The sequence below is a fragment of the Shewanella sp. 10N.7 genome (genome assembly GCF_020806285.1).
GTDB classification, from domain to species: Bacteria; Pseudomonadota; Gammaproteobacteria; order Enterobacterales; family Shewanellaceae; genus Shewanella; species Shewanella electrodiphila.
Genome location: NZ_JAJGZS010000016.1, coordinates 59,563 through 73,760, shown reverse-complemented (window position 1 = coordinate 73,760; position 14,198 = coordinate 59,563). Strand labels below are relative to the sequence as shown.

The window sequence follows — 14,198 nt, the reverse complement described above, 5'->3', positions numbered from 1 at the left end:
ATAAAACGCACTGACTAAAGTGCGTTTTTTATTGTCTTAATACATCACACAGACAAATCAGTTTCAAAATCCCATATAAACTATTCATTTATTCTAGCCGATGCCGATATTAGACATATTGAACTATACAGGTTGTCCCGAATGAATCAGTTAAAACACCTCTCCATTAAACAAAAAATCTTATTTTCGATGATATTTGGTGTCGTCTTTTCAACCATGCTTGTCGGAGTATTCAGTCAACGTAGTGCTAAAAATGTAATTGAACAGCGAATGCTAGACTCCGAGCTACCTAGCTTATTAATGCAAATTCGCCATAAATTAGAACTTGATATCAACAACTTACTAAATGCTGCTGAGCAACTTGCAAACAGTCGCATGTTACTCGAATGGGTTGAACAGGGACGCCCAAGCGATACTGAAGCCAATGTTGTTGCACAATTAGGCGATTTACAAGATCAGTATCAACTTGCACAAGCATCCTTTGCTGACAAAGAAACAGCAGCCTATTACACACAAGATGGCTTTTTACGCGTTTTAAACCCACAGCAAGATAGTTGGTTTTTTGATTATGTTAATAGCGGGCAAGAGCGAATGCTCAATGTATTTACTGAAACGAATGGTGAAGTAAAACTCTTTATTAATTATCAACAACCAAATGGCCGAGGCTTGGTTGGGTTAGCAAAGTCACTGGATGATATGGTACGACAGCTCGGTTCCTTCAAAATCGAAGACAGTGGTTTCGTTTACTTGGTTGATGCTAATGGCAGTGTAAAACTCCATCCTGATCCTAACCAGATAGGTAAAGCGAGTTTGAGTGGCTTCTATTCAGGAAATAATACTCAATCTTTACTGGCGCAGAATGACTTTAACCTTATGCGCATTGACGTAAATGGCCAGAGCACTATTATTGCCAGTAGCTATATTCCGGCCATGAACTGGTATTTGATTGCCGAAGTACCAGAGTCAGAAATTTTTGCCCTGTTAGATAAAGCGGTATATCAAATAATACTGGGGACGATCATTGTCGCAGTATTTTTTATTGTGGTTGCCAGCGCTGTCGCATCCTCGGTAAGTCGTCCCATTGCGAAAGTAGCTGAACTATTCAAAGATATTGGCGAGGGGGAAGGCGATTTACGCCAACGCCTTCCTGTTGAGGGAAATGATGAATTAGCTCAGCTTGCCAAAGGCTTTAATAGTTTTATTGCCAAAATACAAGAATCGGTCATAGAGGTAGCAAGAACCAGTGAACAATTAAGCTTGTCAGCAAAAGATGTCTCAGCTCAAGCGAACCAAACTCTTGATGATAGCCAACAGCAAAAAGACAGAACCATTATGGTTGTGACCGCCATTAATGAAATGGGCGCAACGGTAAATGAAATCGCCAGTAATGCTGCACAAGCCGCAGTGACAGCAAAAGAAGCTGATACTGAATCTTCTGATGGCCAGCAGGTCGTTATGAGTGCAAGAACAACCATTAATCAATTATCAAATGATGTAGAGCAAGTCGGTGAAGTGATTGAGTCTCTTGCAACCCACACTAAATCCATTGGTGGTATTTTAGATGTGATCCGTGCAATCTCAGAACAAACTAACTTACTGGCATTGAATGCTGCGATTGAAGCGGCAAGAGCGGGTGAAGCAGGCAGAGGGTTTGCGGTTGTAGCTGATGAGGTAAGAAATCTTGCTTCTCGTACTGCTGATTCCACCAACGAAGTACAAACCATGATTGATAAACTGCAATCTGAAGCAAGTCGCGCCGTTGTTGCCATGGAAACGTCACGTAACCGCTCCCAAGAAGGGGTGAATGCAGTAGATGAAGCAAGCCAATCACTTAGCGGCATTAGCCAGCAAATTGCTTCAATCAGTGATATGAACATTCAAGTTGCTGCGGCGACAGAAGAGCAATCAACGGTCGTAGAAGATATTAATCGTAATGTCACAGAAATTAATGATATTACTCAACGTACAGCTGATACGGCTCAAGCGGCGGCACAAGCAAGTGAGTCTCTCAACGCCCTAGCGGGTCGACTGGATGTGTTAGTAGCTCGATTTAAAATTGAATAAATATAGGAAATTTTCCAATAAAAAACGCACAATTTATTGTGCGTTTTTTTAATTATATCATTTTTGACAAAGGCGATTTAATAATAACTAATTGAAATGAAATAATTAATCGCCATAAGTTAACGATAAGCAAACCCCTCGCCACTTGTTAGCTTGATTATATTATTTAGCTTATTAAACCTTTAAGCCGGTTCACCAGCAGGGCCATATAATCGATATTGCCAGTTTTCGATTTGTTGAGTATCAATACGTCTTTGCATACTCGCCACCCAGTTTTGTGCCAAACCTTCACATTGCATCAATTGCTGATATTGTTCAGGGTCGACTTCAGGTAAGAAGTAAATCTTCATCGCCTGAGCAATACTGATGTCGGTTTTTCGCTCAATCAACACTATGCTGTCATTTGCGTTAATTTCTCCCGCTTGCAGCACTTTATAAAACCAACCACACATGCGACTTTCTTGCATTGCTAATGCAAATTTAGGATGACTAAACTGTAGATTAAGCTTAAAGCATGGCGAGCGCGGTTGTGTCACTTGTAGAAGTGCTTCACCTATTTGAATAATGTCACCAATATTCACTTGTGACTCATCTAAACCTACAGTACTGATGTTTTCACCCATGGCAGGGACATCTTTAAAATTAGTGATTAAGTCCCAGCGACGATACTGACCATAATGCTCACGCGGAAAATGGTGTAATACACGTTCTTCACCGCCATGATGAATCGGATCGGCTTGCTTATCACCTTCCACACCATGTTGCGTCACACTAAGACTTTGCACCGGGAGTTTATTATTCATACCACTATCAATACTTTCTAAGGTATCAATTTTATCTCCACGGAATAATCCTGAGATCTTTTTTGCTAACACATAGCCTGCCATTAATACGCTCTCGTCATGATATGAACAAATATAGAATTTATTAACTGTGAATTAATAAGACAACACCACCTGATTTCGACCTTGCTCCTTTGCTTGATACAAGGCGATATCTGCGCGGTTAATGAGTTCTTCAGGTGTCTCAGTTTTACGATACTCAGCAACGCCGCTGCTAATGGTGATATTAATATCATTGCCATTCACTTTGATACTTCTAGCAGCGACAATTTCACGCATGCGATCAGCTAATTCATGCGCCTGACTGATATTCATATTAGGTAATAATACCAAAAACTCCTCCCCACCCCAGCGACAAAGTAAATCCGCTTCTTTAAGGTTTGACTTGAGTACATTTGCTGCAGACTGAATCACCAGATCTCCGATATTATGCCCATATTTATCATTCACTTGTTTGAAATGATCGATATCGATAATGAGCACAGCCATCGGTGTTGACTCGACCAAAGATCGAGATAAAGCTGGGGTAAAGTATTCTTCAAACGCTTGCCTGTTGGCTGCACCGGTTAATTTATCTGTCGACGCCATCATTTCCAATTTTCTTTGGTATTTACCCAAAGTCATATTGGCAATCAATAAAATCCCAAAGGTCACCACTAAACTCAAACCAATGTTGAGCCAAAATGTTGTGAGCAATTTCTTTTCTGCCAACACTTCATCTTGCTCAACCATCAAATACCATTGAAACTCTTCAACCAAACGGCTATTCAAATAAATCGTTCTGTTATCTCGCCTATAGGAAAAAGATGCACTTGGGCTGGTTAAAATACGGGTTGCTAACTTCTCTAACCCTGCTGTCGATTGTAAAGTAGTCGCACCATCAAACCCTTTGCTGCGCAAAGTAATATTGCCTTGTCTATCAGAGAAATAAACTTTGCGGTTATAACGTGTCTGGTATAGCTCAATCATCTTTTTCACGCTTTCAACGGCCAAACCTACACCGGTGACACCAATGAAATTACCTTCAAAGTCATACACCTTATAATTAACATAAATGACCGTACGATTTTTATCGGCGGTATCGGTATCAATGTTAATTTCATAGTCTTCTGACTTAGGTAATGAACGTACTCGAAAATACCAAGCATCTTCACTTGAAACATCTTCAATTTTTTTTAGCACACCACTGGAATGATAGTAATTCCGACTCGATTCAGAGATGAAAAAACTGGTTACCGTATTATATTTTTGCTGGATTTCGTTAAGGTATCGGATCAGTTTTTCAGGGTCTTGCTCATCATTAATGGTCCAGTCTCGAACAAAGGTATCTTGCGCCATTAACGAGGATATAAAGATAGGTCGTAGAAGGTCTTGTTGAATTTCAGAATAGATATTGTCACTGGTCAGCGGCAATGTATTATCTTCTATTTGCTCGCTTAATGATTCATGTGCAACTTGGTAGCTAATTCCACTTGTGACAATAAATGCAGCTAAAAGCAGTATGGATAACATCCAAATAAAACGCTTTTTATCGTTCCAAACTTTATTTCCCATAACGCCCCTACTAAAACTGAGCTCTTCAAAGTAGTAATGGATGCAAGTGGTTACTGATGTATGTGACTACATAGGCAAGTGGCAATCTATTATTAGCTTGATAAGAACTGGTATATGCGAACATGTTAAACCAATGTAAATACTAACTGAAAAGCAATGAAGGCGCATCGGATTTTTGAGCCAAAAACTCTGTATTTATCAGGTATTGCAAATCCTTTATTTTTACCGAGACAAAAAAAGACCCTGTAAATGGGGGGATACAGGGTCGTAAATTCAAACAAAAAATTAAATAGGGTTGTAATTAACTCCTAGGAAGTGGAAGGCCTATATCAAACTAAATCTTTAGCGGAAAAGAATTGGCTTTCAACAAATTACGGCGAAATTATAGATTCACTACATGACATAATCGCGACAGTTATGTGACAGAAAAATGAAGCTATCCACCAAAAGACAACTTCACTTACTTAACTATTTATTTTCCTATTCAGTTAGCTAAATAGTGTTTTAAGTCGTCACCAGGAACAGAGCTTGGCGTCGCAACAGCAAAAGCTGCCCATCTCGCCCCTTCTTCCATCGCTTCAGTAATGCTTTTTTGCTCACACAGGAAGTGAATTAAGCCTGCTGCGTATGCATCGCCTGCGCCTGTGGTATCCACCACCTCAGATAGAACAGCAGGTACATGTACTTGATCATCCTCACTGTAAGCGATAGCTCCATTTTCACCATCGGTTACCACAAAGTAACGTAATGACTCACCGGCTATTTGAGTCGCAAAGCGCCATTTTTCTTCATTGCAGCGCCCCTCCATATCGGTAATAGAGGCAATGAGAATATGACATGGGCGCACTCGTTCATCTTTGGCTAGTTGCGACACGACAAGGCAGGAGTCTAAAGCTGACTCGGTCCAACCACTGATACCTTTTGCAGAAGAATTAGTATAGAGAGCATCAAATTGCTGCCAATTAGGTGGAGAGGATAATGCAAATATTGGACGTTCTGGGCGAATAATGGTTCGCTCACCGTCTGGCGTCATCACCAATAGCATTTCACAGGTGTTGCCCTGAAAACGTTCTACTAAGCGACAATCTAAACCTTGGGTACTGGCTTGAGCTAAAATCCAGTTACCAATTTTATCATTGCCTACTTGGCTAACTAGCGAAACTGAATGACCTGCCCAAACAAGACCGATCCCTGTATTGGCGCCACCACCACCCAGCCGTAAACCACCATCTTGATAATGAAAACGTCCACCGGTTTGTAATGGTTTGTCTAACTGAAGTAGTCGGTCACAGTTAATATTGGCAAGCAGTAAAATATTGGCCATAGCAATCTCTTTTAACTATTCAATGTTCAATGCACCAACATCATTATGATAGAAATGACAAAATGGTGGGAATAGAGATGATGCATTCAAATTCAGTATACTGCAAATAACAAAAAAGGCAGTGACTATGGTCACTGCCTTTCATTAACTTATTTCTTAAACGTTAGATACTTACATATCAGCGGCTTGTAATGGTTTACGTAATTGCGCACGAACATTATCCATTCCTGAATAAAATTCTTTCATCATTAACAAGCCCATCATTTTGCCGTTATCAGTCCAAATCAAGTTGTCTGGGTCATTCGGGTCATTCTTAATCGCACCAATGGCTCTCATTGAAGCCATTTCTTTAAATAATGCGGTATCTAAGTTAACGCCAAATGTGTCGCGGAAGTATTTACGAGACAAACGGCCTGAGAACATACCTAGCAAGAAGCGGTATTGCATCACTTCTTTCTTGCCGTATTGCTTTTGTTGCTCAACACCCATTTTGCCATTGGCAATACGTTCTTGGTATTTCTTTAACGAGAACGTGTTCACGTATAAGGTGTCATCTAAGAAACTAAATGAACCAGAACCGACTCCTAAGTATTCATCAAAATCGATAACGTATTCATCAAAGCCTTCATTATTGGCTTTACCAAAAGCCCAACCAGAAAGTTGAGTATACTGGCCATTTAAGCTATTTAGAATTTGACGGTATTGACGCGCCATGTCGCCATGAGGTGCGGCTAGCTTGCCTTTCACACTCTTACGGGTTTGATGGGTAATCATCAATGGATAAGTGGTGATTTGGCGAGGGTCTAATTTTGAAGCCATATCCAAATCATGTTGGATAACTTCATCGGTTTGACCACGGAAACCGAAAATCAAATCAACATTAATAATTGGGAATAATTCTTTAGCCGCCATAATGCGGTCAAAAGTCTGCTGACCAGTGCCGAACTTTTCAATACGGTCAGTCATGGTCAAAATGTCATCGTTAAAGCTCTGTACACCAATAGACATACGATCGACTAAGCCTTCTAATTGCTTAAAGCCTTCACTGTCTAAATGTTGAGGATCTGATTCACATGACACTTCTTTAATACTTGGGAACAGCTTTTTAGCATGTTCAATAGTGCGAGCAAGTTCATCTTCAAGCACTGTTGTGGTGCCACCACCGATGTACATAGATTCGAAATCGTAACCGAGATTTTTAACCATATCCATTTCTTTACGTAAAGAAACGAAATAGCGGCGAGCCTTGTCTTCATTAAATAAGAAGCGATGAAAAGTACAGTAAGAACACAAGGTATGACAAAAAGGCACGTGCGCATAGAGCATATACTTTTTGCCTTCCACTGGGTTCGGCATCATTTCTGCAGATACAGTATCTAAGCGCAAATTACGGTCAACGTAAAATTGCATCACTTTTTCCATCGCACTGATCATCCAATCTGGCGTAGTAATATTGGCCTGGTAAGGTGATTGGATAATTTTATCTGATGGCTTAATTATTGATGACATAGCACTTCCTATCTTAAAATATGTACATACTCGCAATGCTAAACGATTGCTGATTGAGCAGAGTACTCTCAATCGAGTAACCATTATGTGAACTATCTATAACTTAGGAGGTAATCACAACTGATTCAATTGATTTTTACCATAGAGATCACAGATTAGCACTCATTAAATAACCAACACCTAATGTACACTATCCGTATGTTAAATATAACAAAGCTTTATGTTGTAATTTTGAACGTTAAAATTCAGATACAAAAACACCCTCAAAGCAAAGCTATTGAGGGTGTTTACGATTCAATATAGAGACTAATTAGTCTTTATATTTAAGCTCGCCTTTTTCTTTGATTTCATCATACCAAAGGTTGTGATGCTGTTTAGCCCACTGCTCATCACAGTAGCCAGACACCATACAATCCATACCACCTTCAGACATAGCGGTTGCCATGAAGATATGCACGATAGAGAAAGCACAGATAACAATTGCACTCACTGAGTGGACCACTAATGCAAGTAAACTTAGGTTACGGCTTGGTTCAAATAAGTTCGGGAACAGTAATAACATTCCTGATACTGAGATGAATAGACCGAATAGAGCGAATGCCCAGAACCATAGTTTTTCACCTGCGTTAGCAAAGCCAGCGTCAGGGTGCTTACCTTTAAATGGACCGAAGTTAATGTAACCACCAACCACCATCATCCACTTAAGGTCATACATTTTAGGCATTTGGTTTTTAGCCCAAAGTACCGTCATTAACGCCCAACCCAACATGAATGGAATGGCCATGTAATCATGGATAACTTTAGAAGCATTTACCAATCCAGCCCACATGCCTTCACCAATGTAAGGTTGAAGGAAGTAGCGACCGCTCAATAGCACTAAACCTGTCAAAATCAATAGCATACAAGGAATCGCACCTAGCCAGTGAATTGAAACGTCAAATTTAGACCAGCGGTAAACCATCTTGCCGGTAAAACCACCATGTAACTTCGCAATACCGTTAATTTTCATAAACAGTACGAAAATGATGATCATGCCAAATAGCGATAAAGCTAAAGCAGGAGCAAGCCAGTCACTACGCAAATCAAATACACGTAAATCATAGGTATTGATTGGTTGTTTATGGAACTCACTTGTTGAAGTCGTACGTCCTTCAGCACCGTCTTTAAGCTGTGCCCATAATTGTGCATTGCCATCTTGAACGGTTAGAGACTCTTCAACATTTCCACTTGCGTGGGCGAAGGTCATGACACTGAACATCAGTGCGATAACAACGCCAATTTGTTTGAACCACTTGTTCATATTACATCCTCTATGCTATTCGATGCCTAGGTTGCCCTAGGCATCATAGCTAAGCTGACTAACACGCTTGGAGATTAACCCCAAACACCTTTGTTAGCTCCGCGGTATGCAACACGCTCGCGGAAGATAGCAGAAACGATTTCTGCATCACCTGCAAGCAGTGCTTTGGTTGAACAAAGCTCAGCACACATTGGAAGTTTACCTTCAGCGACACGGTTAGCACCGTACTTCTCACGCTCAGCGTGTGAATGATCTTCTTCAGGGCCACCAGCACAGAAAGTACACTTGTCCATCTTGCCACGGCTGCCGAAAGCGCCTGACTGAGGGAACTGTGGAGCACCGAAAGGACATGCATATAAACAGTAACCACAACCGATACAAGTATCTTTGTCGTGAAGTACGATGCCGTCTTCTGTTTTGTAGAAACAATCTGCAGGACATACTGCCATACAAGGTGCATCACTACAGTGCATACATGCAACTGAGATTGACGCTTCACCGCGCACACCATCATTGATAGTGACAACACGACGACGTTGAATGCCCCACTCTAAAGCAGAGTCGTTTTCGTTTTTACAAGCTGTGACACAACCATTACATTCAATGCAGCGCTTGGTATCACATAAAAATTTCATTGTAGCCATTTGGCAATTCTCCTAGCTATAGCTGCAGTTACGCTTTTTCAATTTGACAAAGCGATGCTTTGGTTTCCTGCATTTGCGTCACAGGGTCATAACCGTAGGTCAATGCAGTGTTACATGATTCACCTAGTACGTAAGGTACTGTGCCTTCTGGGTAATTAGCCTCAAGACTCTCACCATGCATCTCACCAGCGAAGTGGTAAGGCATCCAAGTAACACCAGGCTTAACGCGTGGAGTAACCATTGCCTTAATCTTAATACGTCCGCCTTCAGCACCTTCTAACCACACTGTGTCGCCGTCACGAAGACCACGGTCAGCAGCATCAGCAGGGTTAATTTCAACAAACATTTCTTGTTGAAGCTCTGCAAGCCAAGGGTTAGAACGAGATTCTTCACCACCACCTTCATACTCAACCAGACGACCAGAAGTCAGTGCTAATGGGTACTTAGCGCTGTTGTCATTGTCTTGAATTGACTTGTAAAGTGTTGGTAGACGATGTACTTGCATATCTGCGTACGTTGGGTACTTAGATACTAAGTCACGACGAGGCGTGTATAACGGCTCACGGTGAACAGGTACTTGGTCAGGGAATGTCCAAACAATACAACGCGCTTTAGCATTACCGTAAGGGATACAGCCGTGCTTCATTGCAACGCGTTGGATACCACCTGAGATATCAGTTTTCCAGTTTTTACCTTCTGCATGAACTTTTTCTTCAGCAGTTAGCTCGTCAAACCAGCCAAGCTGTTTAAGCATGTCTGCAGTGAACTCTGGGTAACCGTCAGTGATTTCAGCACCTTTAGAGAAGCTGCCTTCTGCTAACAAGTTCTTACCTTGGTATTCGGTACCGTAACGTGCACGGAAATTACCACCACCATCAAGAACATGCTTGCTTGTGTTATAAAGAATTTGAGTACCTGGATGCTTCTGCTCAGGAGTTCCCCAACAAGGCCAAGGTAAACCGTAAGTTTCGCCTTTAGCAGGTCCGCCAGCAGCTTCAAGTGTCTTGTTGCTGAACGTGCCCCAGTTTTGGGTGTGCTCTTTGATACGCTCAGGGCTTTGACCTGACATACCAATGGTCCACATACCGCGGTTAATTTCGCGAGTAATGTCTTCGATAACAAGCACGTCATTGGCATCTTTAGCGATACGCTTAGTGTACTCGTCTGCAAAACCAAGCTTTTGAGATAAACGGTACATAATCTCAAGGTCAGTTTTTGATTCGAATAATGGCTCAACAACTTTTTCACGCCATTGTTGTGAACGACCAGAGTTAGATACTGAACCTTCAGTTTCGAACTGAGTACAAGCTGGTAGCAAGTAAACACCGTTTTGACGACGATGCATTACACCTGCCATTGTTGGGAATGGATCCACAACAACTACAGTGTCCATCTTGTCTAGTGCGTCACGAACATCATCTTGACGCGTTTCAGTGTTAACTGATTGACCCCAGAAGAAGCCCATGCGTACACGGTCTTTTTGTGCTAATTTTTCAGGTGTTTCTAAAACACCGTCATGCCAGCGTGAACAAGGAATACCAGGAGTATTCATTGGTACGCGACCAAGGTATTCATTTTGGTCGAAACGGTTTTTCACCCAGTCTAGCTCGATGTCCCACACGTTTGTCCAGTGATCCCATGCGCCAGAAGTTAAGCCGTAGTAACCAGGTAAGTTATCGAATAACAAACCTAAATCAGTCGCGCCTTGAACGTTATCGTGACCACGGAAAATGTTAGTACCGCCACCAGAAACACCCATGTTACCCAGTGCTAATTGAAGGATACAGTAAGCACGTGTATTCGCGTTACCTACGTGATGCTGAGTACCACCCATACACCAAACAACAGTACCTGGACGGTTATCTGCCATCATTTTCGCAGCTTGGTAAACTTCTTCTTCGCTACAACCAGTGATGTCTGCAACTTCTTTCGGTGGGAACTTCTTCACTTCTTCGAGAATTGATTCCATTTCGAAAACACGTTCTTTGATGAACGTTTTGTCTTCCCAACCGTTTTCAAAGATGTGCCAAAGCATACCGTAGATGAAAGGGATATCCGTACCTGGACGTAGTGCACAATGAAGATCAGAGTGTGCAGCAGTACGTGAGAAACGTGGGTCAACAACAATAATTTTTGCGTTGTTTTTCTCTTTAGCAATAAGGATATGCTGCATTGCAACTGGATGCGCTTCAGCCGGGTTTGCACCGATGAAGAAGATTGCATTTGCATTCTGGATATCATTGAAAGAGTTAGTTTGCGCACCGTAGCCCCAAGTGTTAGCAACACCGGCTACCGTGGTAGAGTGACAAATACGAGCAGAGTGATCGACGTTGTTCGTGCCCCACATTGCCGCAAATTTACGGTACATGTAGCAGCCTTCGTTCGAGAACTTAGCACTACCCATAAAGTAAACTGAATCAGGACCTGATTCTTCACGGATATCCATCATTTTGTCGCCGACTTCGTTGTAAGCCTGCTCCCAAGATAGTTTCTTCCACTTGCCGTCAACCAATTTCATTGGGTATTTAAGACGCTTTTCGCCATGACCATGTTCACGGATAGCAGCACCTTTTGCACAGTGACCACCAGCGTTAAATGGATGATCGAATGCAGGTTCTTGACCTGTCCATACACCATTTTGTACTTCAGCGTATAAACCACAACCAACAGCACATGCAGAACATACAGTACGTTTGATTTCAGTTGGTGCATCATGCGGTACATCATGCGCTTCAGCTCTACGCATCATACCAGTGCCCATTAATGAAGCAGCGGCGATACCACCTGTTGCAATACCTGCATTCTTCATAAATTGACGACGGTTAATACCGAGCGACTTTGATGCAGCTTTAGGTGCTGCGGTAGACTTGCGAGTTAACTTCATCGCTTATTTCTCCTGAATTAGCCGCGTAAGCTATCGTAGTAGCTACGAATATGCGCAGTTTCTTTGTAACCTTTAGCATTTTTGCTGCTAACGTTACTCTCGGTTGCTTGGGCCACACTCACACCTGAAACAGCAATTGCTGCAGTAGCAGCGCTACCTACGGTGATGGCTTTCAGCAAAGATCTGCGGTTCAGATCAGGCTGTTGCTTCTTCATCTTTACTCCCGGTTAAATCACACCAACTCATCGGTTGATGCCCTAATAGGCCTTCTCGATTCCTCAAAACCTGTTGTTAACAACAAGTTAATGAAAGTGAGTCCAAAAGGTAAAAACACTTCTAAATGAATAATGTTAAAAATTTTACGCCGCTAATATATAGGGAGAGTGGTCGAAAAAAATTGATCTAGCACCAGTTCACATTCCAAAAAAAGCGATGGAATCAACAAAGCGTTAACTGGGTCATATTTTAGAAAGGTTTGCTTTTGAAATGAACAAATCTGCAGCTTAATCCGCAAAGCTACATTTGTTAAAAACCTTAACATCTCATGCAGTTAGATAGTTGATAAGCTATCCTTGTTATTGAGAATCCTTATTATTCACTTATAGCATTTATGACTTAAAACTAACGGAGATAGTACTCTTAGCTATTAACGATACCCAAGTAACGACCTAAATAAATGTTTATCGACTCATTAACAATCAAGTGACTTCTTACGCAAAATGATTCTACGAACAATGCTTAAATTGAGTGACAGTTAAAGGGACAATTAAAGGGACAATTAAAGGGATAATGACAGAACCAAAAGGCACACCAAAAGACAAACAATCAGCACCAAAATCGAGGCACTTTTAATGACCTTCAAACTCGGGTTAGTTTGAAGTAATTTTTAAATGTAAGCTGGGAAATTAGACTGGTAGTTTGATAAACAGAGGCAACATTTTTCCATAGCGTCTTTACAAAAATAAAACCTCTACCAATAAAAACACCCCAACGAGATAAGCTCAGTTGAGGTGTTTTTCACTGCTTTAGCCTTATTGGCTTAGTTCAATTACTCTTGGTATTTCAAGGTACCGTTAGCTTTGATTTCATCGTACCAAAGATTGTGATGCTGGATTGCCCAGTTCTCATCACAATAACCTGAAACCATTGATTCCATACCACCTTCACTTAATGCTGTTGCCATCCAAATGTGTACTATCGTGAATGCAATTAAAATTGCAGCACTAACACCATGAACAAGTAACGCAAGCATTGAAGCTTCTCGCGGTAAATCTAAGCCAGGAAGCACTAACATCATGCCTGATACGCTGATAAATAGACCAAAGAATACTAAGGTCCAAAACCACATCTTTTCACCAGCATTGGCAAAGCCACTGTCTGGATGCTTTCCTTTGAATGGACCAAAGTTGATGTAACCACCGACCACAAGGAACCATTTTAAATCGTACATTTTAATGGTTTGTAGTGGCATCCATTTAACAATACATACCAACCAAGATACGATGAAAACAGGACCAGTCCAATCATGCACAAACTTACTGAAAGCAATGACCCCGGCCCAAATGCTGGCACTCACATAAGGTTGAATAGCAAATTTACCTAATATGATCATCAAACCCGTCAGCATTAAGATTAAACAAGCAATTGCCATAATCCAATGCAGTAAAATATCTGCTTTAGACCATCGTTCAACCATCTTGCCTGAAAAACCTTTGGTTAATTTTGCTGGGCCATTGACAAAATAGAACACTAAAAATGCACCAAATACACCTACAAGCGCTAACGCTACTGCAGGGGTAATATAGTCATCCCTAATAATTCTACCTTCATTGCCACCAACATTGATTAATACTCCAGGTTCAATGCCTTGTGCTGTAGTGCGACCAGTTTCACCGCCTTTTACAGCCCGCCATAATTCAGCTGGGTTATCTTTTGCTGCCTGCTGCTTACTTGATTGTTCATCTGCTGCTAAGGTTGTGGTTGAAAAACCCAACCCCATCACCAGAACCAACAGAGCAAACAAGCTACGCAGTGATTTGTTTAACTGTTTGTTTAACATTGTCACTCCTTGCTTGGT

10 protein-coding genes are annotated in these 14,198 nt (G+C 41.4%); 1 reads left to right on the top strand and 9 read right to left on the bottom strand.

The window, feature by feature from the left end:
* Window positions 1–141: 141 nt before the first annotated feature.
* On the top strand, window positions 142–2,064 hold the full coding sequence (locus LMH66_RS11645; protein WP_229370200.1) for a methyl-accepting chemotaxis protein: 1,923 nt from the start codon (window positions 142–144) through the stop codon (window positions 2,062–2,064).
* 182 nt (window positions 2,065–2,246) lie between these two features.
* Here LMH66_RS11645 and LMH66_RS11640 read toward each other — a convergent pair whose 3' ends face one another.
* From LMH66_RS11640 to LMH66_RS11600, 9 genes are all read right to left on the bottom strand, one after another.
* Window positions 2,247–2,951, bottom strand: coding sequence for an MOSC domain-containing protein (locus LMH66_RS11640; protein ID WP_229370197.1), 705 nt, complete (start codon window positions 2,949–2,951; stop codon window positions 2,247–2,249).
* A 51-nt stretch (window positions 2,952–3,002) separates the two neighbouring features.
* Complete coding sequence (locus tag LMH66_RS11635; protein ID WP_229370195.1) at window positions 3,003–4,460, bottom strand: sensor domain-containing diguanylate cyclase; 1,458 nt, start codon at window positions 4,458–4,460, stop codon at window positions 3,003–3,005.
* A 484-nt stretch (window positions 4,461–4,944) separates the two neighbouring features.
* Window positions 4,945–5,784 (bottom strand): PfkB family carbohydrate kinase, encoded by an 840-nt coding sequence (locus LMH66_RS11630; RefSeq protein WP_229370193.1) that lies wholly within the window; start codon window positions 5,782–5,784, stop codon window positions 4,945–4,947.
* 171 nt (window positions 5,785–5,955) lie between these two features.
* A complete protein-coding gene (locus LMH66_RS11625) occupies window positions 5,956–7,293 on the bottom strand; it encodes a coproporphyrinogen III oxidase family protein (protein WP_229370192.1) in 1,338 nt (445 codons plus the stop codon).
* A gap of 310 nt (window positions 7,294–7,603) precedes the next feature.
* Window positions 7,604–8,593: a formate dehydrogenase subunit gamma gene (locus tag LMH66_RS11620; RefSeq protein ID WP_229370190.1), complete on the bottom strand. Its 990-nt coding sequence runs from the start codon at window positions 8,591–8,593 to the stop codon at window positions 7,604–7,606.
* A 74-nt stretch (window positions 8,594–8,667) separates the two neighbouring features.
* Window positions 8,668–9,237, bottom strand: coding sequence for a formate dehydrogenase FDH3 subunit beta (gene fdh3B / locus LMH66_RS11615; protein WP_102527591.1), 570 nt, complete (start codon window positions 9,235–9,237; stop codon window positions 8,668–8,670).
* 28 nt (window positions 9,238–9,265) lie between these two features.
* A complete protein-coding gene (locus LMH66_RS11610; protein WP_102527590.1) occupies window positions 9,266–12,121 on the bottom strand; it encodes a molybdopterin-dependent oxidoreductase in 2,856 nt (951 codons plus the stop codon).
* A gap of 17 nt (window positions 12,122–12,138) precedes the next feature.
* Window positions 12,139–12,336 carry a twin-arginine translocation signal domain-containing protein gene (locus tag LMH66_RS11605; RefSeq protein WP_102527589.1) on the bottom strand — a complete coding sequence of 66 codons (198 nt, stop codon included), beginning with the start codon at window positions 12,334–12,336 and terminating at the stop codon, window positions 12,139–12,141.
* An 833-nt stretch (window positions 12,337–13,169) separates the two neighbouring features.
* On the bottom strand, window positions 13,170–14,180 hold the full coding sequence (locus LMH66_RS11600; RefSeq protein WP_102527588.1) for a formate dehydrogenase subunit gamma: 1,011 nt from the start codon (window positions 14,178–14,180) through the stop codon (window positions 13,170–13,172).
* Window positions 14,181–14,198: the final 18 nt, after the last annotated feature.

Bases quoted from the DNA above. Each gene is read 5' to 3' on its own strand.
- LMH66_RS11645 (WP_229370200.1), top strand. From the start codon at position 142: ATGAATCAGTTAAAACACCTCTCCATTAAACAAAAAATCTTATTTTCG.
- LMH66_RS11640 (WP_229370197.1), bottom strand. From the start codon at position 2,951: ATGGCAGGCTATGTGTTAGCAAAAAAGATCTCAGGATTATTCCGTGGA.
- LMH66_RS11635 (WP_229370195.1), bottom strand. From the start codon at position 4,460: ATGGGAAATAAAGTTTGGAACGATAAAAAGCGTTTTATTTGGATGTTA.
- LMH66_RS11630 (WP_229370193.1), bottom strand. From the start codon at position 5,784: ATGGCCAATATTTTACTGCTTGCCAATATTAACTGTGACCGACTACTT.
- LMH66_RS11625 (WP_229370192.1), bottom strand. From the start codon at position 7,293: ATGTCATCAATAATTAAGCCATCAGATAAAATTATCCAATCACCTTAC.
- LMH66_RS11620 (WP_229370190.1), bottom strand. From the start codon at position 8,593: ATGAACAAGTGGTTCAAACAAATTGGCGTTGTTATCGCACTGATGTTC.
- fdh3B (WP_102527591.1), bottom strand. From the start codon at position 9,237: ATGGCTACAATGAAATTTTTATGTGATACCAAGCGCTGCATTGAATGT.
- LMH66_RS11610 (WP_102527590.1), bottom strand. From the start codon at position 12,121: ATGAAGTTAACTCGCAAGTCTACCGCAGCACCTAAAGCTGCATCAAAG.
- LMH66_RS11605 (WP_102527589.1), bottom strand. From the start codon at position 12,336: ATGAAGAAGCAACAGCCTGATCTGAACCGCAGATCTTTGCTGAAAGCC.
- LMH66_RS11600 (WP_102527588.1), bottom strand. From the start codon at position 14,180: ATGTTAAACAAACAGTTAAACAAATCACTGCGTAGCTTGTTTGCTCTG.